Source organism: Streptomyces venezuelae (assembly GCF_008642375.1).
GTDB lineage: Bacteria > Actinomycetota > Actinomycetes > Streptomycetales > Streptomycetaceae > Streptomyces > Streptomyces venezuelae_G.
The window spans coordinates 2,686,559-2,709,600 of sequence record NZ_CP029194.1 but is presented as its reverse complement, the minus strand read 5'-3'; the positions used below and the strand labels follow the sequence as shown (position 1 = coordinate 2,709,600).

Annotated in this window: 16 protein-coding genes; 10 read left to right on the top strand and 6 right to left on the bottom strand. The window is 73.7% G+C overall.

Features of this window, described 5'->3' with window-relative positions:
• The first annotated feature begins 135 nt into the window (after positions 1-135).
• The 5 genes from DEJ46_RS11920 to glgP all read left to right on the top strand — a co-directional run bounded on the left by DEJ46_RS11920 (position 136) and on the right by glgP (position 8,323).
• Entirely contained in the window at positions 136-1,566 is a 1,431-nt protein-coding gene (locus tag DEJ46_RS11920) for a 4-hydroxyphenylacetate 3-hydroxylase family protein (protein WP_150265905.1), read from the top strand.
• A complete protein-coding gene (locus DEJ46_RS11915; RefSeq protein WP_150265903.1) occupies positions 1,563-3,023 on the top strand; it encodes an MFS transporter in 1,461 nt (486 codons plus the stop codon). The genes DEJ46_RS11920 and DEJ46_RS11915 overlap by 4 nt, the downstream gene beginning before the upstream one ends.
• Before the next feature lie 123 nt (positions 3,024-3,146).
• Complete coding sequence (locus DEJ46_RS11910; RefSeq protein ID WP_150265901.1) at positions 3,147-4,253, top strand: monodechloroaminopyrrolnitrin synthase PrnB family protein; 1,107 nt, start codon at positions 3,147-3,149, stop codon at positions 4,251-4,253.
• A gap of 19 nt (positions 4,254-4,272) precedes the next feature.
• A complete protein-coding gene (locus tag DEJ46_RS11905) occupies positions 4,273-5,628 on the top strand; it encodes an FAD-dependent monooxygenase (protein ID WP_150265900.1) in 1,356 nt (451 codons plus the stop codon).
• A 139-nt stretch (positions 5,629-5,767) separates the two neighbouring features.
• A complete protein-coding gene (gene glgP / locus DEJ46_RS11900; protein WP_150265899.1) occupies positions 5,768-8,323 on the top strand; it encodes an alpha-glucan family phosphorylase in 2,556 nt (851 codons plus the stop codon).
• 20 nt (positions 8,324-8,343) lie between these two features.
• On the opposite strand, the gene DEJ46_RS11895 is transcribed toward glgP, so the two are convergent.
• From DEJ46_RS11895 to DEJ46_RS11880, 4 genes are all read right to left on the bottom strand, one after another.
• On the bottom strand, positions 8,344-9,870 hold the full coding sequence (locus DEJ46_RS11895) for a sensor histidine kinase (RefSeq protein WP_150265897.1): 1,527 nt from the start codon (positions 9,868-9,870) through the stop codon (positions 8,344-8,346).
• A complete protein-coding gene (locus tag DEJ46_RS11890; protein ID WP_150265895.1) occupies positions 9,863-10,540 on the bottom strand; it encodes a response regulator in 678 nt (225 codons plus the stop codon). The genes DEJ46_RS11895 and DEJ46_RS11890 overlap by 8 nt, the downstream gene beginning before the upstream one ends.
• A gap of 90 nt (positions 10,541-10,630) precedes the next feature.
• Positions 10,631-12,670 (bottom strand): M4 family metallopeptidase, encoded by a 2,040-nt coding sequence (locus DEJ46_RS11885; RefSeq protein WP_150265893.1) that lies wholly within the window; start codon positions 12,668-12,670, stop codon positions 10,631-10,633.
• Positions 12,671-12,893: 223 nt separating this feature from the next.
• The gene (locus tag DEJ46_RS11880) at positions 12,894-13,826 is read right to left on the bottom strand and encodes a TetR/AcrR family transcriptional regulator C-terminal domain-containing protein (protein ID WP_150265891.1); all 933 of its coding nucleotides are present in this window, start codon (positions 13,824-13,826) and stop codon (positions 12,894-12,896) included.
• A 124-nt stretch (positions 13,827-13,950) separates the two neighbouring features.
• On the opposite strand from DEJ46_RS11880, the gene DEJ46_RS11875 reads away from it, so the two are divergent.
• Positions 13,951-15,441: an MFS transporter gene (locus DEJ46_RS11875; RefSeq protein ID WP_150265889.1), complete on the top strand. Its 1,491-nt coding sequence runs from the start codon at positions 13,951-13,953 to the stop codon at positions 15,439-15,441.
• Between the two features lie 181 nt (positions 15,442-15,622).
• Here the strand turns inward: DEJ46_RS11875 and DEJ46_RS11870 are convergent, their stop codons facing one another.
• Together DEJ46_RS11870 and DEJ46_RS11865 are read right to left on the bottom strand one after the other, a co-directional pair.
• Positions 15,623-17,476 (bottom strand): ABC transporter ATP-binding protein, encoded by a 1,854-nt coding sequence (locus tag DEJ46_RS11870; RefSeq protein ID WP_150265887.1) that lies wholly within the window; start codon positions 17,474-17,476, stop codon positions 15,623-15,625.
• The gene (locus DEJ46_RS11865; protein ID WP_150265885.1) at positions 17,473-19,263 is read right to left on the bottom strand and encodes an ABC transporter ATP-binding protein; all 1,791 of its coding nucleotides are present in this window, start codon (positions 19,261-19,263) and stop codon (positions 17,473-17,475) included. Before DEJ46_RS11865 ends, DEJ46_RS11870 begins: the two co-directional genes overlap by 4 nt.
• A gap of 157 nt (positions 19,264-19,420) precedes the next feature.
• On the opposite strand from DEJ46_RS11865, the gene DEJ46_RS11860 reads away from it, so the two are divergent.
• The 4 genes from DEJ46_RS11860 to DEJ46_RS11845 are packed head-to-tail and all read left to right on the top strand — an operon-like array spanning position 19,421 to position 23,026.
• Positions 19,421-20,326 (top strand): ABC transporter ATP-binding protein, encoded by a 906-nt coding sequence (locus tag DEJ46_RS11860; protein WP_150265883.1) that lies wholly within the window; start codon positions 19,421-19,423, stop codon positions 20,324-20,326.
• Positions 20,323-21,072 (top strand): ABC transporter permease, encoded by a 750-nt coding sequence (locus DEJ46_RS11855; protein ID WP_150265881.1) that lies wholly within the window; start codon positions 20,323-20,325, stop codon positions 21,070-21,072. Before DEJ46_RS11860 ends, DEJ46_RS11855 begins: the two co-directional genes overlap by 4 nt.
• Entirely contained in the window at positions 21,069-22,385 is a 1,317-nt protein-coding gene (locus DEJ46_RS11850; protein WP_150265879.1) for a sensor histidine kinase, read from the top strand. The genes DEJ46_RS11855 and DEJ46_RS11850 overlap by 4 nt, the downstream gene beginning before the upstream one ends.
• Entirely contained in the window at positions 22,382-23,026 is a 645-nt protein-coding gene (locus DEJ46_RS11845; protein ID WP_150265877.1) for a response regulator, read from the top strand. The genes DEJ46_RS11850 and DEJ46_RS11845 overlap by 4 nt, the downstream gene beginning before the upstream one ends.
• Positions 23,027-23,042 lie beyond the last annotated feature (16 nt).

Below are 23,042 nucleotides of genomic sequence, written 5' to 3'. Positions count from 1 at the left end.
GGCGGGTGTCCAGGCGGCGCGCCGGGCCTGGACGGTTCTTAAGGACCCCTGGACGGACGTTCATTGCCCGGACGCTCCTCGCCGGACAGGCTCGGGACGGCAGAGCCGTGACACCCGAGGAGAGGCGAGCGACCGGTGACGAGGTCCGGGCAGGAGTATCTGGAGGCGCTGCGCGACGGGCGCGAGATCTGGCTCGACGGGGAGCGCGTCAAGGACGTCACCGCCCACCCCGCCTTCCGGGCCTCGGCGGCCTCCTTCGCCGGCCTGTACGACCTCGCCGACGACCCCGCGCACCACCCCGTCCTGGTCCAGGGCGGGGTGCGGCGCGCCTACGCGGTGCCCCGCTCCTACGAGGACCTGGTGGCCCGGCGCCGGGCCTTCCGGACGACGGCCGAGGCGAGTTACGGCTTCCTCGGCCGCACCCCCGACTACATGGCCGCCGGCGCGGCCGGCTTCGCCGCCGCGCCCGCCGTCTTCACCGGCGACGCCTTCGACGGTGCCGAGCACGCCCTCGGCTTCCACCGCCGGCTCGCCGAAGGCGACCTGCACGCCGCCTTCACCCTCACCAACCCGGCCTCGGGCCCCGGCGAGGACGACCTCACGCTCCGGATCGTCGCAGAGCGCGACGGCGGGATCGTGGTCCGCGGCGCCAAGACCATCGGCACCGGGGCCGTCTTCGCCGACGAGCTCCTCGTCGGCACCATCGAACCGCTGGCCGACGACGACCTCGACCACGCCGTGACGTTCTCCTTACGCCTCGACACCCCCGGTCTCAAGCTGATCTCCCGCACCTCGTACGAGGGGCGGTCCCGGTCCGTCTTCGACCACCCGCTCTCCTCCCGGTACGACGAGAACGACGCGATGCTCGTCTGCGAGGACGTGTTCGTGCCCTGGGAACGGGTCCTCACCTACCGGGACCCCGCCACCACCGGCGCGATCTGGTGGCGCACCCCCGCCTACCTCAACTTCGTCCACCAGTCCGCCACCCGCTTCTGGACGAAGCTGGAGTTCCTCACCGGCCTCGCGATCCTCGTCGCCCGCTCGCACGGCACCGACAAGCTGCCGCCCGTCACCCAGGCCCTCGGCCGGCTCCTCGGCATGGTCGCCCAGGCCAAGGCCTTCGTCCTCGGCTCCGAGGCCTCGTACGAGGAGGTCGACGGGGGCCGCGGCGGTGTCCGGCCGGGCCAGGAGATCTCCTTCGCCCAGCGGATCATGGCCGGCGAGCTCTACCCGCGGGCCGTCCAGGACATCAAGCTCCTCGCGGGCGGCGCCCTCGTCCAGCTCCCCGCGAGCGGCCGGGACCTCCTCCACCCCGAACTCGGCCCGCTCGTCCGGCAGTACTTCCGCACCCCGGGCCACCCCGCCGAGGACCGCCTCAAACTCCTCAAGCTCGCCTGGGACGCGCTCGGTTCCGAGTTCGCCGGCCGCCACGAGCAGTACGAGCGCTTCTACCACGGAGCCCCCCACGTCTACCTGACCATGCAGACCTGGGCCGGGTCCGCCGACACGTGCGAGCGGCTCGCCCGGACCTGTCTCGACGGCTACGGCCTGGGGACGACCCGGTGACGACACCCCGACCGGGGCCGCGGCGCGGGGCGCTCGCGCTGCTCGCCTCCACACAGCTGCTCCTGATCACGGACACCGCGATCGTCAACGTCGCCCTGCCCTCCGTCGGCGCGGACCTCGGGTCCGGCTCGGCCGGCCTCTCCTGGGTCGCCAACGCCTACCTGATCACCTTCGGCGGGCTGCTCCTCCTCGGCGGACGCGTCGCCGACCTCCTCGGCCACCGCCGGGTCTTCCTCGCCGGCCTCGCCCTCCTCGCCGCGGCCTCCGCCGCCGGCGCCCTCGCCCCCGGCGCGCCCGCGCTCGTCGCCGCCCGCGCCGCGCAGGGCGTCGGCGCGGCCCTCGCCGCGGCCGCCGCCTTCGCCCTGCTGCTCCTGCTCTTCCCCGACGGTCCCGCCCGGCACAAGGCGCTCGGCGTCTTCGCCGCGATGGGCGGTCTCGGCGGCGTCCTCGGCACGGTCCTCGGCGGCGCCCTCACCGGCCTCCTCGGCTGGCGCTCCACGTTCTGGCTGAACGTCCTCCTCGCGGCCGTCCTCGCCGCCCTCGCGCTCCGGCTCCTCGACCACCGGGCGGGCCGGCTCCGGACCGGCGGCGGCTTCGACCTCGCCGGGGCGCTCACCGCGACCGGCGGACTCGGACTGACCGCCTACGCGCTCGTCGGCGGGACCGAGGCCGGCTGGACCTCCGCCCGCACCCTCGGCGCCGGGGGAGCGGGCCTCGCGCTGCTGCTCGCCTTCGCCGCCGTCGAGACGCGCGCCGCCGCGCCGCTCGTCCCGCCCCCGGTCCTCCGCCGCCCGGTGCTCCGCCTCTCCAACGCCCTGGCCGCACTAGCCCAGATCACCCTCTTCCCGATGTTCTTCCTGGTCAGCCTCTACCTCCAGAGCGTCATCGGGTACGCGCCCCTCGGCGGCGGCCTCGGCCTGCTGCCGCTCTCGCTCGTCGTCGTCGCGGTCGCCCCGCAGGCCGGCCGGATCATCTTCCTGATCGGCCTGCACCGGGCCATGACCCTCGGCTTCGTCCTGCTCTGCGCCGGGACCCTCTGGCTGGCCCTCGCGCTCACCCCCGACGGCACCTTCGCGAGCACGGTCCTCGCGCCCAGCCTGCTCATCGGCGCCGCCCTGCCGCTCGTCATGGTCACCACCAACGTGGCCGCGACGGCCGAGGCGGCACCCGAGGAGACCGGACTCGCCTCCGGACTCGTCAACACCAGTCAGCAGTTCGGCTCCGTCCTCGGCCTCGCCGTCCTGGTGGCCGTCGCCACCTCCCGTACCGAAGCCGCTTCCGGGCCCGGTGCCGGGGCCGTGGCCGCCGCCCGCGCCGCCGCCGAGACCGCGGGCTTCCGTGCCGCGCTGCTCACCGGCGCGGCCTTCGCCGCCCTGGCCGCCCTGCTCTCCGTACGCCTCCACGTCCCCGAGCCGGCCCCTGTCCCCGACGACCCCGGGGTGTTGGACCTCCGGTGACCGGAACCACTCCTTGACCGATGCCCACGACCACCCGGCGAGTGACCCGAAGGGGCGCGCGGCCGTCGACAGCCGCTGAAGCGCCCCGGAGGTGAACGAGCCCCAGAAGAAGAGGAGCGCCCATTGTTCGGCGATCCACGTCATCGCACCGAGGACATACGTGCCGCCGACCCGCTGGGCGCCGACGCCCTGCTCGCCGCGGTGCCCGCGATGAACGCCCGGCGCGACACCGCCGCCCTCACCGTCGCCCTGCGCGCCCTCGTCCCCGATCAGGAACTGGCCGCGCAGTGGAGCGTGGCGGGCGCGCTGGCCGCGATGCGGGACCTCGGCATCCTGCTCGGCTCGCTGAAACGCCACGGCGTGCAGCCCCTCGCCGCCGTCCCCGAGGCACTGCCGGTCCTCGAACTCCTCGGCCGCCGGACGGACATGGTGCCCCGGGACACCGTCCACCACTACACGACCTGGAACCCGCCCGGGCGGCGGCGCCGCTCGTACACCGGCCATCCGACCGAGGCCCTGCTCCAGGAGGCGGTCCGCATGGTCTTCCCCGGCCTCGTCGCCGCGATCGAGGACTGCTCCCGCGTCGCCCGCCTCGAACCGTACGACCCCGGATTCGCCTCCGCCCTGGACCGGGTCGCCCGCCACGTGCAGGCGATGGTCGACTCGATCGACCTCACGGCCGCGCAGGTCCCGCCCGAGTACTTCGCGGTGACCCTGCGGCCGTACTTCGAGGAGGTCGAGGTGGCGGGCCGCGACTACCTGGGTCCGGCCGCCGCGCAGGTCCCCCTCTGGCTCGTCGACCTGACGCTGTGGCAGTGCGACCGCTCGGACGCCGCCTACGACGCCTTCCTGGCCGAGTCCCTGCCGTACGCGCTGCCGGGCTGGCGGGAGTTCCACGCCCGGCACCGGGGCGGAGTGTCGGCGGTGAGCAAGCTGTCCGCGGCGGTCAGCTGGGAGCCCATGGACCGGCTGCCGCCCGAGCTCGTCGACTCGGCGGCCGCGCTCGGCAGGGTGCTGCGGATCCTCAAGACCTTCCGGGCCCGGCACCTCGGCGTCGCCCGCAAGGCGTACAGCGACGACCTGCGCCTGTACGAGGAGGGCAGCGGCGGCGCCCCCGTCGCGCTGCTCCGCTCGATCCTGGACCTGACCAGGGAGAACGAGACCATGGTGCGCCGCACGGCCGTGCGGCACCGTCCCGCCGGGGCCCCTGTCGGGCCCGCTGCCGCGTAACGGCGCGAAGGAGCAGTCGATGTCCCCGCACACTTCCTCCCCTGCCCACTCCCCGGCCCGCTCCCCCTACGGACGGAGCCCGCACGTCGTGATCGCCGGCGGCGGCATCGCCGGGCTCACCACCGCCCTGTCCCTGCACGCCGCCGGATTCGAGCGCGTCACGGTCGTCGAGGCGGCCGCCGCGATCCGCCCGGTCGGTGCGGGGCTCAACCTGATGCCGAACGCCGTCCGCGAACTGGACGCCCTCGGCCTGCTCGACGCGCTCGAGGCAGGCGCCCTGCGCACCCGCGAGCTGCGCTACTACCACCGCTCGGGCGGCCTGATATCCCGCGAGCCGCGCGGTCTCGGCGCGGGCTACCGCTGGCCGCAGCTCTCGGTGCACCGCGCCCACCTCCAGCAGGTCCTCGCGGGCGCGGTCCGGGCCAGGCTCGGCGCGGCGGCGCTCGTGACGGGGGTCCGGGTGAGCGGCGTGGAACCGCTGCCGGACGGCCGGCCGCGGCTGCGCCTTGAGCACCGCTCGGGCGCCGTCCGGGGCCGGGCCTCGCTCGAACCGGACGTGCTGGTCGGCGCGGACGGCATCCGCTCCGCCGTCCGGGCGGCGCTGCACCCGGGCGAGAGCGGGCCCCCGTGGAACGGGATGCTGGTGTGGCGGGGGGTGTCCCGGATGCCGGCGCGGGCCGTCGGCTCGTTCATGCTCATCGCGGGCGACGACCGGCAGAAGGCCGTGGTCTACCCGATGAGCCGCCCGACGGGACCGGGCCGGGAGGTCCTGGTGAACTGGGCACTGGCCCGCCCCGCGGACTCCGGATGCGCCGCGGCGGAGGAACGGCTCCGCGGCGACTGGGACCGTTCCGTACCCGTGGAGACCTTCCTTCCCTTCTACGAGGGCTGGGAGTTCGACGGCGTCCGCGTCCCCGACATCCTGCGGGCCGCCGACTCCGCGCACGAGTACCCGATGGTCGACCGCGAACCCCTCGACCGCTGGACCCACGGCCGGACCACCCTCCTCGGCGACGCCGCCCACGCCATGTACCCGACCGGCTCCAACGGCGCCACCCAGTCGATCGTCGACGCCCGGGCCCTCGCCCACGCCCTGGCCCGGCACGACGACCCGGCCGAGGGCCTCGCCGCCTACGAGGCCGAACGCCGCCCCGCCATGACCGCCCTCCAGCGCGCCAACCGGCGGCTCGGCCCCGAGGTCGTCATCAACCTCGCCCACGAGCGCGCCCCGCACGGCTTCACCGACATCCACGACGTCGTCCCGGCCGCGGAACTCGCCGCCGTCGCCGGGCGGTACGCCACCGCGGGGGCCTTCGACGCGGAGACCGTCAACCAGGGCTCCCCGTACGAGGTGCCGCTGCCCGCCATCGGCTGAAAGACGCCCTGCCGACACGCCACGTGCGCCGACGCGCCGTGGCCCGGCCGGGCGACATGTCCTAACGTCGGAGCGGAACGACGGACGCACAGCGTGGTGCGTCCACTCCGCTCCGTACTCGCCTGCGAAGGTGGAACACGTGAAGGCAATCCGTCGATTCACCGTGCGTCCCGTCCTCCCCGACACCCTTCGACCCCTCGCCGACCTCGCGCACAACCTGCGCTGGTCCTGGCACGAACCCACCCGCGCGCTCTTCGACTCCCTCGCCCCGGAGAGCCGGACCGGCGCCGACCCCGTCCGGGTCCTCGGCGCCCTCGAGGGCCCCCGGCTCGCCGAGCTCGCCGCCGACCGGGACTTCCTGGCCCGGCTGACCGCCGCCGCCGAGGACCTCGACACCTATCTGTGCGCCCCCCGCTGGTACCAGGGCCGGCCGGGCCGGCCGCCCGTGGCCGTCGCGTACTTCTCGCCGGAGTTCGGCGTCGCCGCGGCCCTGCCCCAGTACTCCGGCGGCCTCGGCATCCTCGCCGGGGACCACCTCAAGTCCGCCAGCGACCTCGGCGTCCCCCTCGTCGGCGTCGGCCTGCTCTACCGCCACGGCTACTTCCGTCAGTCCCTCGGCCGCGACGGCTGGCAGCAGGAGCAGTACCCCGTCCTCGACCCCGGCGAGCTGCCGGTCACCCTGCTTCGCGAGGCCGACGGCACCCCTGCCCGGGTCACCCTCGCCCTGCCCGGCGGGCGCAGCCTGCACGCCCACATCTGGATCGCCCAGGTCGGCCGCGTCCCGCTGCTCATGCTCGACTCCGACGTCGAGGAGAACGCCCCCGGCGAACGGAGCGTCACCGACCGGCTGTACGGCGGCGGCAGCGAGCACCGGCTCCTCCAGGAGATGCTCCTCGGCATCGGCGGAGTCCGCGCCGTCCGCACGTACACCCGGCTCACCGGCACCCCCGACCCCGAGGTCTTCCACACCAACGAGGGCCACGCCGGGCTCCTCGGCCTCGAACGCATCCGCGAACTCCAGGGAGAGGGACTCGACTTCGACAGCGCCCTGGAGACCGTCAGGGCCGGGACCGTCTTCACCACCCACACCCCCGTCCCGGCCGGCATCGACCGCTTCGACCGCGGCCTGGTCGCCCGCCACCTCGGCGAGGACGGCGCCCTCCCCGGCGTGGACACCGGACGCGTCCTCGCGCTCGGCGACGAGACCCCGCTCGGCGGCGAACCCGGCGTCTTCAACATGGCCGCCATGGGGCTGCGACTCGCCCAGCGCGCCAACGGCGTCTCCACCCTCCACGGCGCCGTCAGCCGCGCCATGTTCGCCGGGCTCTGGCCGGGCTTCGACGCCGAGGAGGTGCCCATCACCTCCATCACCAACGGCGTCCACGCCCCCACCTGGGTCGCCCCCGAGGTCGGCCGGCTCGGCCCCGACGCCACCGACGGCGAGCTGTGGGAACTGCGCCGCACCCTGCGCGAACGGCTCGTGACCGACGTACGGGAACGGCTCCGGGCGTCCTGGCGCCAGCGCGGGGCGGCCGCCGCCGAACTCGGCTGGACCGACTCCGTCCTCGACCCCGACGTCCTCACCATCGGCTTCGCCCGCCGCGTCCCCTCGTACAAGCGGCTCACGCTCATGCTCCGGGACAAGGACCGGCTGCGCGCCCTGCTGCTCCACCCCGAGCGGCCCGTACAGCTCGTCGTCGCCGGCAAGGCCCACCCGGCCGACGACGGCGGGAAGCGGCTCGTGCAGGAGCTGGTCCGCTTCGCCGACGACCCCCGGATCCGGCACCGGATCGTCTTCCTCCCCGACTACGGCATGGAGATGGCCCGCGGCCTCTACCCCGGCTGCGACGTCTGGCTCAACAACCCGCTGCGCCCCCTGGAGGCCTGCGGCACCAGCGGCATGAAGGCCGCCCTCAACGGCTGCCTCAACCTCTCCGTCCTCGACGGCTGGTGGGACGAGTGGTTCGAGCCCGACTTCGGCTGGGCCATCCCCACCGCCGACGGGGCCGCAGCCGCCGACGAGGACCGCCGGGACGACCTGGAGGCCGCCGCCCTCTACGAGCTGATCGAGCGTCGGGTCGCCCCCCGCTTCTACGACCGGGGCCCCGACGGCGTCCCGGCCGGCTGGACGGCGATGGTCCGGCGCACCCTCGCCGACCTCGGCCCGAAGGTCCTCGCCGACCGGATGGTCCGCGAGTACGTCGAGCGGTTGTACGTCCCCGCCGCCGACGCCCGCCGGGCGCTCACCCCGGACCGGGCGCGGGAGCTCGCGGCCTGGAAGGCACGGGTCAGGGAGGCCTGGCCCAAGGTGACCGTCGACCACGTCGAGGTCGGCGACGGGCTCGCGGACGACCTGGAGGACGCGGAGCTCGGCTCGACCCCGGTCGTCCGGGTCAAGGTCTTCCTCGACGGGCTGCGGACCGACGACGTCGAGGTGCAGGCCGTCACCGGCCGGGTCGACGCCGACGACACCCTCGCCGACACCCGTACGGTCCCGCTGAAGCCGGCGGGCCGCCCGGACCTGGAGGGCCGGCAGCCGTACGCGGGCACCCTGGAACTCGACCGCACCGGCTCCTTCGGCTGCACGGTCCGCGTCCTGCCCGCCCACCCGCTCCTCGCCCACCAGGCCGAACCGGGGCTCGTGGCGCTGCCGGAGGAGACGGCGGGGGAGGGCGCGGGCTGCCTGCTGCGGTAGGCGGGCTGCACGGGGCGGCCTCAGCGCACCTCGGCCTTGTCGGCGAGGTGCCCTGCGGTGAAGCAGAGCCGGTACACCGGGACCGCGGCGAGCAGCGTGGAGCGGTAGTACCGGCACTCGTCCATGCCGGGCGGCTCGGCCGGGACGCCCTTCGGCGGGCCGTCCAGCGGATGGTCGGGCAGGTCCTCGGCCTCCGTGATCGCGGTGAGCGTCTGGCCGATCCGCATCCGCTCGTAGTCGTCCGGCTCCAGGTACGACTGGTGCTGGGTCCACAGCGCGACCCCGGCCATGAGCAGGCCGAGCGCGGCGAGCAGCGCGAGCGGGATCCAGATGGCCTGGGCGAGGCCCTTGCGGACCTCGCGGCGGACCCGGTCCAGCTCCCGGGCCGAGGTGGGCGCGGCCGGCGCGGGCGTGGCGGCCGGGCCGCCGGGGGGCGTCCGGCGCGGCAGGGCCGCGCGGACCGCGAAGCCCCCCTCGGGCGTGGGGCCGTGGGTCAGGACCCCGCCCGCGAGCCGGACGCGCTCGTCGAGGCCGACGAGTCCGGTGCCGCCCGAGGCGAGCGGCGACCCCGCCGTGCCGGGACCGCTCACGACGTCCACGGCGACGCGCTCCGGGGCGGCGTCGACGCGGACGTCCACGCTGCCTCCCGGCGCGTGCTTGGCCGCGTTGGTGAGCGCCTCCCGGACGACGCGGTGCAGCGCCCAGCCGGCCATCCCGTCCGGCTCGTGACCCTCCCCGGTCACCGTCAGGGTGACCGCGAGGCCCGAGGCGCGGGCACGGGAGACGAGCTCCTCGACGGGTTCGCCGCCCGGGGCCGTGGGCGCCGGGTCCTCGTCGGGCTGGCGCAGGACGCCGATGACGTCCCGGAGGCGGGCGGTCGCGTCGGCCGCTGCGCGGCGCAGTTCGCCGGCCGCGTGCTGCTGGTCGGGACCGAGCGCCGGATCGACCTCCAGGGCGCCCGCCCGGACGGCGATCAGGGCCAGGTCGTGGCCGAGGGAGTCGTGCATGTCCCCCGCGATCCGGGAGCGTTCCCGCAGCCGCTCCCGGTCGGCGACGGCCGCCTGCTCCGCCTCCATCCGGACGGCGAGCTCCCAGCCGCTGTGCACGAGGCGGTCGTACTGGCGGACGTAACGGCCGATCAGCCACGGCGCGACGATCGCCAGGGCCAGCGCGAGCAGCAGCGTGAACCACTGGCCGAGCGAGGTGGCGGTGATCCGGGTCAGGAGCAGCCCCACCGCCGCCACCGCGCCGAACAGCCACAGCGCGCCCCGGGTGTGCTCCTGGCGGCGCCCCGCGAGATAGCCGAAGGCGACGAGGCCCAGGCTGTACGAGGGCGTGAACAGCTCCAGGGTGGCGGGCAGGCTCAGCGCGACCGTCACCGCGATCGGCACCAGCGGCCACCTCCGGCTGACCGCGACGCAGCCGCCGAGCACCACGACGCCGACGGCGACCTGCGACCAGCTCCCGCCGTCGTTGGGGTCCGACCTCAGCAGCACCGGGACGCACAGCAGCAGCCACAGCCCCAGGTCGAAGAGGCGCTCACGCATCCGGGTCCCCGGTGACGCCGCCCGGCACCATGCCCGCCTCGTACGCGAGGACCGCGAGCTGGACGCGGTTGCGCAGCCCCAGGCGTCCGAGGACCGCGCTCACATGCGCTTTGACGGTGCCCTCGACGACGTACATGCGGTCCGCGATCTCCTGGTTGGAGAGCCCGGCGCCGAGGAGGCCGACGACCTCCCGCTCGCGGCCCGTGAGCGGTTCCAGGCGGGCCCGGGCCTCGGCGGCCCGGCCGAGGCGCTCGCCGCCGAGGGTGTCGATGACCCGGCGGGCGACGGCGGGGGAGAGGGCGGCGCCGCCGGCCGCCACGGCCCGGACGCCGGCGATGAGTTCGCGCGGGTCCCCGGACTTGAGCAGGAAGCCGCTGACGCCGAGGGCGAGCGCCCGGGCGATGTAGGCGTCCTCGGAGAAGGTGGTGAGCATGACGGCGGCCGTGTCGGGGAGGGTCCCGCGCAGCTCGGCGGCGGCGCCGAGACCGTCGAGCCGCGGCATCCGGATGTCGAGCAGGGCGACGTCGGGCCGGTGGAGCCGGGCGAGTTCGACGGCCTCGTGGCCGTCGCCGGCCTCGGCGACCACCTCGATCCCGGGGTCGGTGGTGAGGATGGCCCGGACCCCGGCCCTGATCATCGTCTCGTCGTCCGCCAGCAGCACCCTGATCATGTGCTCCAGGGTATGCAGACAGGGGTGCGCAGACGCGCGGAAGCCCGGAGGGAACGTTCCCTCCGGGCTTCCGTGGGTGGTGCGCCGGCCTTACGGGAAGGTCAGCTTGAAGTTGTTGATGTAACCGGTGTCGATCGAGGCCTTGTCCTGGACGCGGAGCTTCCAGGCGCCGTTGGCGACCTCCGAGGAGGCGTTCACGGTGTAGGTCTGGACGATGTTGTCGGCGCTGCCGCCGGACCGGTTGCTCAGGCTGTAGGCCGAGCCGTCGGGGGCGACGAGGTCGACCACGAGGTCACCGCGGTAGGTGTGGACGATGTCCACGTCCACCTTGAGGGTGGAGGGGGCGTTGCCGGTGATGCCGGTGACGTTGACCGTCGAGGTGACCGCGGCGCCGTTGTCCGGGATGGACACGTCGGCCGCGTTCTCGAAGACCTTGCCGGGCTGCGGCTCGCCGCCACCCGGGCGGGTACCGACGTTGACGCCGGCCCAGGCGTGCTGGACGGCGAGGACCTCGGGGCTGTTGGCGCCGTACAGCTCCGTGGCCACCGCGACGGTGCCCGTGCGGGCGCCGGCGTAGTTGGTGGAGGAGTTGAACTTGGTGGTGAGCGCCTTGAACCAGATCAGCGAGGCCTTGTCCCGGCCGATGCCGGTGACGGGCAGGCCGTCGGAGGTCGGCGAGTCGTAGTTCACGCCGTTGACGGTCTTGGCGCCGCTGCCCTCGGAGAGCAGGTAGTACCAGTGGTTCGCCGGACCCGAGGAGTAGTGGACGTCGACGCTGCCGATGCCCGAGTACCAGTAGTCCTTGGACGAGCCGTCCTTGCTCGGCTTGTCCATGTAGCGCAGCGGCGTGCCGTTGCCCCGGATGTCGATCTTCTCGCCGACGAGGTAGTCACCCTTGTCCTGGGCGTTGTTGCCGTAGAACTCGACGGCCGCGGCGAAGATGTCCGAGGTGGCCTCGTTGAGGCCGCCGGACTCGCCGCTGTAGACCAGGCCGGCGGTGACGGACGTGAGGCCGTGCGTCATCTCGTGCGCGGCCACGTCGATGGAGGTGAGCGGCTTGGCGTTGGCCGCGCCGTCGCCGTACGTCATGCAGAAGCAGGAGTCCTGCCAGAAGGCGTTGACGTAGGCGTTGCCGTAGTGGACCCGGGAGTACGCGCCGACGCCGTCACCGCGGATGCCGGAGCGGCCGTGCACGTTCTTGTAGTAGTCCCAGGTGAGCGCGGCGCCGTAGTGCGCGTCGGCGCCCGCGGTCTCCAGGTTCTGCGGAGTGCCGTCGCCCCAGACGTCGTCGGAGCCGGAGAAGAGCGTCCCGGTGCCGGACGTACCCCGGTTGAGGTTGTACGTCTTGTGGTTGCCGCGGGTCGTGTCGGTCAGCGTGTACGAGGGCGCCGTGCCGAGCGTGACCTGGCCGCTGTACTGGGTGTTGCCCGTGCCGGTGTGCACGGCCTGCCACTCGTACAGCTTCGCGCCGGACTTGGCGTCCGTCACGACGTGCAGCTCGTTCGGGGTGCCGTCGTGCTGGAGGCCGCCGACGACGGTCTCGTACGCGAGGACGGGGGCGCCCTTGGCCATCCAGACGACCTTGCGCGGGGCGCGCTCGGCGTCCGTCTCCTTCGAGCCGTCCGCCGCGGCGAGGCCGACGGCCTGCTTCTCGGCGGCGGCCGGGGCGACGGTGGCCGTGAGGTCGACGTTCTTCAGCTCCGCGCGGGAGGACTTGGTGACCGAGGCGGTCGTGCCGCCCTTGGTCTCGGCGACGATCAGGTCACCGCCGAGGACCGGCAGGCCGGCGTAGGTGCGCTCGTAGCGCGTGTGGGTCGTGCCGTCGCGGTCCTGCACGACGTCACGGACGACCAGCTTCTCCTGGGCGCCGAGGCCGAGCGCCTTGGCCGTGGCGGCCTTGTCGGCGTCGGCGGCCTTGATGAGCGCGGCGCGCTCGGCGGGGGTGAGGTCGGCCGGGAGCTTGCCGGGGTTCGCCGCGGTGCCCTGCAGGGCCTTGGGAGCGATGGACGCCCCGTTGACCGCGGCATCGGCCGCGGTGGCGGAGCCGGTCTGGACGCTCACGGCGAGCATGGCGGCGGCAGCGATCAGAGCGCCGGTCGCGGTGGCGCGACGGCTGGGCGTGGATCTCACGCAGACTCCTTTTGCGAGGGGGGTACCGGCGGACTGGGTGAGGTCCGTCCGGGCGGAGCAAGGAGAGCTGTGGAGCACGTTCGGAGCTGTGCAGCACGTTCGGGTGAAGCGGCGAACAGTGATGCGAAGAACCGGGGAGAGAGTGACAGGACTGACGGGTACCTGTCATGAGTGCGTCGACAAGTTGGCCGGAACTCGTCCGCTGCCCGTACGTCCGTGTTCGTTAACCGGACGTTTCGTCGATCATGGACGCGATGCCGTCCAGCGTTCGCTGAAGCCCGAATTCGAAGAGCGCGTCGAGGTCGAGACCGAACCCTCCGTCGCTGGTGACCGAGTTCAGCTCGGGGTAGGAACCGCCCGCCTGGATCGCGTCGAAGCGTGGCTCATTCTGTTCCATCCACTCGCCGTCGGAGATCCCCGTGTCCTGGCGCGCCTGCTCCTCCAGATCGTCCGCCATCGACAGCCCCTGCACATAGGCGAAGATCAGCAGATGCGCGTGGAGCTTCTCCGTGTGCGTCAGCGGAGTGCCCCGCAGCGACCGCAACACCCACTCCGTGTACGCCATCGCGTTCGGCGTCGCGACCGGCCGCGTGAACGAGGCCATCGCGTGCGCCATCCACCGGTGCCGCGCGTACACCCCGCGCAGCCACCGCGCCCCCCGCTCCAGACCCACCCGCCACTCCGGCGGCACCGGCCCCAGAGGCACCTCGCCGCACGCCGCGTCCGCCATCAGCCGCACCAGCTCCGCCTTGCCCGGCACGTGGCGGTAGAGCGCCATCGTCGAGACGCCCATGACCGTCGCCACCCGCCGCATCGTCAGCGCGTTCAGCCCCTCGGCGTCGGCCAGTTCGAGCGCCGCCGCCACCAGTCGCTCCCGCGAGAGCGGCTCCGGCTCCGGGCCCGCGCCTGATCCCGAGCCTGATCCCGCGCCCGGTCCCGTCCGTGCGACGACGACCGTGCCCACCCCAGGCTCCGGCCGGACCAGGCCCTCCTGGCGCAGCACCGCGAGCGCCTTCGTCGCGGTCGCCATCGCCACGCCCCACTCGCGCGTGATGGCCCGCGTGGACGGCACCCGGTCGCCCGGGGACAGCTCGCCGGCCCGGACGCGGCGGCGGAGCTCGGCGGCGATGGCGAGGTAGGGCGGCTCGGTCGTCACGGGCGGAGTGTACTAGTGCGACCAGGACGATGTACGCACTGCTGAGCTGTGGGTTTGTGACGTCGCTTCAGCGCGCACTAGGGCGGTGGTGGCGGTGTACGCCGACTGCTGCTTCCTTGCCCGTATGACACTCACCGCACACCCCGGACACCCGGCACCGCCCGTCCGCGCCGGGCGGCGCGAATGGGCCGCGCTCGGCGTCCTCATGCTGCCGCTGCTCCTCGTCTCCATGGACGTCTCCGTCCTCTACTTCGCCATCCCGTCCGTCAGCGCCGACCTGGCCCCCGGAGCCACCGAACAGCTCTGGATCCTCGACACCTACGGCTTCGTCCTCGCCGGTCTCCTCGTCACCATGGGCGCCCTCGGCGACCGCGTCGGACGCCGCCGGCTCCTCCTCGGCGGCGCCGCCCTCTTCGGCGCCGCCTCGGTGGCCGCCGCCTACGCCCACACTCCCGGCGCCCTGATCGCCGCCCGCGGCCTCCTCGGTGTCGCCGGGGCCTGCCTCATGCCCGCGACCCTCGCCCTCATCCGCAACCTCTTCCAGGAGCCCGCCCAGCGCGCCAAGGCCGTCACCGCGTGGACCTCCGTCATGGCGAGCGGCATCTCCCTCGGGCCCGTCGTCAGCGGCGCGCTCGTCGAGCACTTCTGGTGGGGGTCCGTCTTCCTGATCAACCTCCCCGCGATGGCGCTCCTCCTCGTCCTCGGGCCCCTGCTGCTGCCCGAGTCCAAGGGGGCGGCCGCCGGTCGTGGGCCGTTCGACCTGGTGAGTGCGGGGCTTTCCCTGGCCGCCCTGCTGCCGCTCGTCCACGGCATCAAGGAGCTCGCCAAGGACGGGTGGGCGCCCGTGCCCGCTCTGGCCGTGAGCGGTGGGCTGTTGCTCTGCCTGGTGTTCGTCCGGCGTCAGGCCCGGCTCACCCACCCCATGGTCGACCTCGCGCTGATCCGCACCCGGGCCTACGGCGGCTCCGTCCTCGTCAACCTGCTCGCCATGGTCGCGACCGTCGGCTTCGCCGTCTTCCTCACCCAGTACCTGCAGTCCGTCCTCGGCCAGAGCCCCTTCGAAGCGGCCCTGTGGAGCCTCGTCCCCGCCCTCGGAGTCCTCACCGCCGCCCCGGTGGCCGCGGTGCTCGCCCGGCGGGTCGACCGGGCGTACGTCATGGGCGGCGGCTTCCTCGTCTCCGCCGGAGGCTTCGCCTGGCTCGCCGCGATCGACCGCACCACGCCCTTCTGGGCGGTCCTCGTGGCCAGTGCCGTCTACGCCGCCGGGCTCGTCTCCGCCATGACCCTCGCCAACGAACTCGCCCTCGGCGCCGCCCCGCCAGAGCGTGCGGGGTCGGCCGCCGCCGTCCTCGAATCGGGGCAGGAGCTGGGCGGGGCGCTCGGCATGGCGATCCTCGGGTCGATCGGGGCGGCCGTCTACACCGCGGCCATGCCCCTGTCGGCTCCGGCCGCCGCCCGGGAGACGTTGGGGGGTGCGCTGGAGGGACCCGCGGATGTTCTTGACGCCGCCCGTGCTGCCTTCGTCGAGGCCATGGGGGGTGCCGCCTTGGGGGCTGCCGTGTTGATGGCTCTTGCTGCCGTGGTGTCCGTGGTGTTGCTGCGGGGGCGCTCCTGAGGGGTGGTGCGTGGGGGACGCTCCGGGGGTCGCGTTCGGGACTGCATGATTTGCGGCGCCCTCGGGTGCCGGATGGCTTGAAGCTCCGCTGCGCCACACATCACGCTTCACGTCCCGAACACGACCCCCTCCGCGTCCCCCGATCCCGTCGGTGGAGCGGTGGCCGTCAGTGGGTTCGTTCTCATCCCACCAGGCTGTCCCGCCATGCCTTGTGCAGGCCCGCGTAGTGGCCTTCACCCGACACGAGGGTCCCGGGCGTGCCGTCCTCGACGATCCTGCCCGACTCCATGACGAGGACCCGGTCCGCCACCTCCACCGTCGACAGGCGGTGGGCGATGACCACCGCCGTGCGGCCCGCCAGGACCGTGTCCATCGCCCGCTGCACCGCCCGCTCGCCCGGCACGTCCAGCGAGCTCGTCGCCTCGTCCAGGATGAGGACCGCCGGGTCCGCGAGAAGTGCCCTCGCGAACGCCACCAGCTGGCGCTGGCCGGCCGAGATCCGGCCGCCGCGCTTGCGTACGTCCGTGTCGTAGCCGTCCGGGAGGGTGGTGATGAAGTCGTGTGCGCCGATGGCCTTGGCCGCTTCCTCGATCTCCTCGCGGGTCGCGTCCGGGCGGCCGATCGCGATGTTCTCCGCCACCGTTCCGGAGAAGAGGAACGCCTCCTGGGTCACCATGACGACCCCGCGGCGGAGGGCGGGTGTGGTCAGGTCCCTGAGGTCGACGCCGTCGAGGAGGACCCGGCCGTCCGTCGGGTCGTAGAAGCGGGCCAGGAGCTTGGCGAGTGTCGACTTGCCGGCGCCCGTCGCGCCCACCACCGCCACCGTCTGGCCCGCCGGGATCCTCAGGTCGAACGCGGGCAGGACCTCGCCGCCCGTCCGGTAGGCGAAGCGGACCTTCTCGAAGACCACCTCGCGGCCGGGGTTGCCCTCGCGGTCCGGCAGTTCCTTCGGGGCGGTCGTCTCCGGGACTCCCGGCTCCTGCGCCAGGAGGCCCGCGATCTTGGTGAGGCTGGCCGCCGCCGACTCGTACGAGTTGAGGAACATGCCCAGGCGGTCGATCGGGTCGTACAGGCGCCGCATGTACAGCACCGTCGCCGCCAGGACACCCAGCTCCAGGGTGCCGCCCGCGACCCGGTACGCGCCCCACAGGACCATCCCGGCCACCGCCGTGTTCGCCACGAGCCGCGAACCGACCACGTAGCGGGCCATCTCCAGGAGCGCGTCGCCGTTGCTGCGCTCGTGGCGGTGGTTCAGCACCGCGAACTCGGCGTCGTTCTGCTGCTCGCGGCGGAAGGCTCTGACCGGGCGGATTCCGTTCATCGTCTCCGCGAACTTCACGATCACGCCCGCGATCGCCGTGGACCGCTCCGCGTAGACCGCGCCCGCGCGGCGGCGGTAGAGCCGTACCAGGAGGTACAGCGGGACGAAGGACGCCACGGCCACCGCTCCGATGCCCAGGTCCAGCCAGAGGAGGATCACGGCGATGGAGACGAAGGACAGGACCACCCCGATCAGTTCCTGGAGCCCCTCCGAGAGCAGCTCGCGCAGCGACTCGACGTCCGTCGTGGAGCGGGAGATCAGCCGGCCCGAGGTGTAGCGCTCGTGGAAGTCCACGCTCAGGACCTGGGCGTGGCGGAAGATCCGGCCCCGGAGGTCCAGGAGGACGTCCTGGTTGACGCGGGCCGCCACGCGTACGAAGGCGTACTGCAGGAGTCCCGAGAGCGCGGCGCACAGGAGGTAGCCGAGCGCGACCGCCACCACCGGGCCGTGGTCGCCCGCGCGGAAGGCCGGGACGCCCCGGTCGATGGCGTACGCGACGAGCAGCGGGCCCGCCTGGACCGCCGCCTCCTTGAGGAGGAGGACGAGCGCGGCGGCCGTGACCCGCAGCTTGTGGGTGGCGAGGAGGGAACGCAGCAGCCCGCCCGTCGCGCCCTGGGGCGCCGGCAGGTCGTCGCGGTCGAAGGGGTCCGTGGGCGGTGTCTCGGGGAGCGACGCCGGGGGTTTGTTCTTCGTCGCGACGGTCGTGTCCGTCATCGGTTCTCGTTCCCCTCGTCCTCGCCCGACATCAGCCAGGCGTACTCCTCGCTGCTCCGCAGCAGTTCCTGATGGGTGCCCACGGCCGTGATGCGGCCCTGGGAGAGCAGCGCCACCCGGTCGGCCAGCATCACCGTCGACGGGCGGTGTGCCACGACCAGTGCCGTCGTCTCGCGGAGCACCTCCCGCAGAGCTGCCTCCACCCGTGCCTCCGTGTGCACGTCGAGCGCCGACAGCGGGTCGTCGAGGACCAGGAAGCGGGGCTTGCCGACCACCGCGCGCGCCAGCGCCAGGCGTTGGCGCTGACCGCCGGAGAGGCTCAGACCCTGTTCGCCCACCTGCGTCGCCGCACCCTCCGGCAGCCGGTCCACGAAGCCGTCCGCCTGGGCCACGCCGAGGGCGCGCCGCAGCTCCGGCTCGCCGGCCCCGGCCCCGGCGCCCATCAGGACGTTCTCCCCGACGCTCGCCGAGAACAGCGTCGGCTCCTCGAAGGCCACCGACACCAGGGTCCGCAGCCGCTCCTGCTCCATCAGGGCGATGTCCTCGCCGTCCAGCAGGATCCGCCCGCCGGTCGCCTCGTGCAGGCGCGGCACGAGCGCGGTGAGCGTCGTCTTGCCGGAACCGGTGCCGCCGACCAGTGCCAGGGTCTCGCCGGGGCGGATGTGCAGGTCGATGCCGTCCAGGACGGGCGGAGTCCCTTCCGGGGCGTCCGGGTAGCGGAAGGACACCCCCTCGAACCGGACCCCGTCAGGGCCGTCCGCCGCCGAGGGGGCGGAGGTGTCCGGCTCCTCGGTCGCGTCCATCACCTCGAAGTACCGTTCCGTCGCGGTCGCCGCCTCCTGGCTCATCGCGAGCAGGAAGCCGATCGACTCGACGGGCCAGCGCAGCGCGAGCGCCGTCGACAGGAACGCGACGAGCGTGCCCGCCGACAGGTCCCCGTCCGCGACCTGCACGGTGCCGAGGACCAGCGCCGCCCCGATGGCCAGCTCGGGTACGACGGTGATGACCGCCCAGATCATGGCGAGCAGCCGGGCCTTGACCAGTTCCGTGCCGCGGAGCTGTCCGGCGAGGTCGCGGAAGGCCCTCGCCTGGCTGCGGTGCCGGCCGAAGCCCTTGACGATCCGGATGCCGAGGACGCTCTCCTCGACGACCGTCGTCAGATCGCCGACCTGGTCCTGGGCCCGCCGCGCCACGGCCCCGTACCGGCCCTCGAAGAGCGAGCAGACGATCACCAGCGGTACCACGGGCGTCAGCAGCACCAGGCCGAGCGACCAGTCCTGGGCGAGCAGCAGGACGTAACCGGCGAGGATCGTCACGCCGTTGACCAGCAGGAAGGTCAGCGGGAAGGCCAGGAACATCCGGACCAGCATGAGGTCGGTCGTGCCGCGCGAGAGCAGCTGCCCCGAGGCCCACCGGTCGTGGAAGGCGATCGGCAGCCGCTGGAGCCTGCGGTACAGATCGGACCGCATCCGCGCCTCGACCCCGGAGAGCGGCCGCGCCACCAGCCAGCGCCGGTAACCGAAGAGGACGGCCTCGGCCATGCCGAGGAGGAGCAGGTAGAGCGCCCCCAGCCAGACGCCGCCCGGATCGCGGTCGGTGATGGGTCCGTCGACCATCCACTTCAGGACGAGCGGGATGACGAGCGACAGACAGGAGGCGACGATCGCGACGACCGCCGCGGTGAACAGCCGCACCCGGACGGGCCGGACGTACGGCCACAGCCGGAGCAGTACGCGTATCGCCGAGCGGCCGGGGGCGGTCTCTGGGGGCATGGGTTTCTCGGGCATCAGGTCCGACCATACGGTTCACCACTGACACGTCTCATCCGGTTTTCGGCCGTCCCCCCACGCCCCGGAAGTCGTACCGCCATCAGCCGATCGGTTGATGCCGCTTCGAGCGCGATGGCCGATACCGGCGATCCGCCCGGATCGACAGCCTTGGGGCATGACAGCGATCGAGGTGCGCGGACTGCACAAGACGTACGGCGACCGGAAGGTCGTCTCAGGGGTCTCCTTCGACGTCGGCGAGGGCGAGATCTTCGGGATCCTCGGGCCCAACGGCGCCGGCAAGACCACCACCGTGGAGTGCGTCGGAGGACTGCGGACCCCCGACGAGGGGCAGGTGCGCGTCTGCGGGTACGACCCCGTCACACAGCGCGCCGAGCTCACCAAGGTCCTCGGCGTACAGCTCCAGGAGAGCGAACTGCAGGCGAAGCTGACCGTCCGCGAGGCGCTCGACCTGTACGCCTCCTTCTACGAGCGGCCCGCCGACCGGCACGAGCTCGCGGAGCGGCTCGGACTGCTGCCGCATCTGAGAACCCGGTTCGGGAAGCTGTCCGGTGGCCAGAAGCAGCGGGTCTTCATCGCCCTCGCGCTCCTCGGCGACCCCCGGGTCGTGGTCCTCGACGAGCTCACCACCGGCCTCGACCCGCGGGCCCGCCGCGAGGCCTGGGAGCTCGTCGAATCGGTCAGGGACAGCGGGGTGACCGTCGTGCTCGTCACCCATTTCATGGAGGAGGCACAGCGCCTCTGCGACCGGATCGCCGTCCTCGACCGGGGACGGATCGCCGCGCTCGACACCCCGGAAGGGCTGATCGGGCGGTCCGCCGCCGCCAAGGAGATCTCCTTCGCCGCCGACACCCCGCTCGACCCGGCGGAGCTGCGGGCGCTGCCCGGGGCCGCCGGCGTCACGACGAAGGACCACCGGACGGTCGTCAGCGGCACGGAGGAGACCGTCGCCGCCTTCGTCTCCCTCCTCGCCCGCCGGGGCGTCACCGCCGGGCAGCTCCGGGTCACCGACGCCACCCTCGACGACGCCTATCTCGACCTGACGGGAGCCGAACTCCGATGAGTACCACCAGCCCTGCCGCGGCCGTCCTGCGGACCGAGGTCCGCCTCTTCACCCGCGAACCCGCCGCCTTGTTCTGGGTGATGGCCTCACCGACCGTGCTCATCGTGATCCTCGGTCTGATCCCTTCCTTCCGGGAGGTCGAGGAGGACCTCGGCGGTCGCCGCGTCATCGACCTCTACGTCCCCGTCTCCGTCCTCTTCGCCCTCATCATGGCCGCGGTCCAGTCCATGCCCGCGGTCCTCTCCGGCTACCGCGAACGCGGCATCCTGCGCCGCATGTCCACCACCCCGGTCCGGCCCGCGACGCTGCTCGCCGCCCAGATCGCGCTGTACGCGGCGGCCACCCTGGTCTCCGCGGCGCTGGCGATCACGGTGGGGCGGTTCGCCTTCGGTGTCGCCCTGCCGGGGAACATCGCGGGATACGCCCTCGCCCTGCTCCTGACCGTGGCGTGCGGTCTGGCCCTCGGCGCCACCGTGTGCGCGGTCTCCCGGACCCAGGGCATCGCCTACGCCGTCGGTTCGGCCGTCGCCTTCCCCGCGATGTTCACGGCCGGCGTCTGGGTGCCGGTCCAGGCCATGCCGGATACGCTGCAACGGATCGTCGGACTCAGCCCGTTCGGCGCTGCCTCGCAGGCCCTCGACGCGGCTGTCTCGGGCGGCTGGCCCGGCTGGACGGAGCTCGGCGTGCTGGCGCTGTGGACGGCCGTGCTGACGGGCGCCTCGGTGCGCTGGTTCCGCTGGGAATGAGAGGGGGCGGCGGGGTGCCCACCACCGTCGAGGAGCGCTGGCGCCAGTTCTTCCGCTGGGGGCCGTACGGCCTGCTCGGCGTCGCCTCGGCGATCGCCGCGGCCTCGGCGAACGTGTTCATGGACCGTACGGAGCAGGTGGCGGCCGGTGTCCTGACGGCGGCGGTGCTCCTCCTCCACGTGGTGTGGGACCAGCGCTGCCGGCGGGTGGTCGCGGCCGACGGGTGGGGGCCCGAGCAGCCCGACGGCGGACCCGTTCTCGTGCCGGGCGCGCCGGGGCCCGCCTCCGTCGGCCACTTCGTCCTCCGTACCGCCCTCGCCTTCGCGTTGACCTGGCTCAACCCGTTCTTCGCGATCTACGCGTGCGTCGGCTACTTCGACGCCGTCCACCTGCTGCCCCGCCGTCTCGCCCAGGCCGGACTCCTCGTCACCGCCGTCACCATGGCCGGCTCGCAGTCCGGCGGCCTGCCGCCCGCCTCGCTCACGCAGTGGCTCGCCTTCGGCGGCCTGTTCGCCCTGAACGCCTGCCTCGCCATGGGCTTCTCGCACCTCGCCACGAAGGACGCGGAGAAGGCCGCCGAGCGCGCCGCCACCATCGCCGAACTCGGCCGCGCCAACAGCCGCCTCGAACAGGCCCTCGCGGAGAACGCCACCCTCCAGGCCCAGCTCCTCCTCCAGGCCCGCGAGGCCGGGATCGCCGACGAGCGGCGGCGGCTCGCCGCGGAGATCCACGACACCATCGCGCAGGGCCTCACCGGAGTCATCACCCAGCTCCAGGCCGCGAACGCCACCCGCGACCGGGAGCGCGCCGAGGCGCATCTCCGGCGGGCCGCCGACCTCGCCCGGCAGAGCCTGGGCGAGGCCCGCCGCTCCGTGCGGAACCTGAGCCCGGCCGCCCTGGAACACGACGCCCTCCCGGAGGCGCTGCGCAAGACGGTCGCCGAGTGGGCCGAACGCACCGGTATCGAGACCCGGTTCACCGTGACCGGGGCCGAGGAACCGCTCCACGACGAGGTCGCCGCCACGCTGCTGCGGATCGCCCAGGAGGCCCTGTCCAACGCGGCCCGCCACTCCGGGGCCGGCCGGGCCGGCGTCACCCTCTCCTACATGGGCGACGAGATCACCCTGGACGTACGGGACGACGGCCGGGGCTTTGACCCGCTCGCCCGGCCCGAACGCGGGGGCGACGGCGGAGGGTTCGGCCTCGACGGCATGCGCGCCCGCGCCGAACGCCTCGCCGGCTCCGTCGCCGTGGAGACCGCTCCGGGCGAGGGCACGGCGATCTCCGCTCGCGTACCGTTGGGCGCGCCATGACTGACATCACGCTCCTGATCGTCGACGACCATCCCGTCGTACGGGACGGCCTGCGCGGCATGTTCGCCGCCGAGGGCTCCGGCTTCCGCGTCCTCGGCGAGGCCCCCGACGGCGTGCGAGGAGTCGAGCTCGCCCGGGAGCTCGACCCCGACGTCGTCCTCATGGACCTGCGCATGCCCGGGGGCGACGGCGTCGACGCCATCGCCGAGCTCACCCGCCTCGGCGCCCGCTCCCGGGTCCTCGTCCTCACCACGTACGACACGGACACCGACACCCTCCCGGCGATCGAGGCGGGCGCCACCGGCTATCTCCTCAAGGACGCCCCGCGCGAGGAGCTGTTCGCGGCCGTCCGGTCCGCCGCCGAGGGCCGCACCGTCCTCTCCCCGGCCGTCGCCACCCGCCTCGTCACCGCCGTCCGCAGCCCCGCATCCGTCGCCGACACCACCCTCTCCGCCCGGGAGAGCGAGATCCTCGGCCTCGTCGCTAAGGGCACCGCCAACCGCGCGATCGCCGCCGAGCTCTTCATCAGCGAGGCCACCGTCAAGACCCATCTGACCCACATCTACGGCAAGCTGGGGGTCAAGGACCGGGCGGCCGCCGTCGCCGCGGGCTACGACCGGGGCATCCTGGGCCGCAGCTGACCACCCCCGTCCCCCC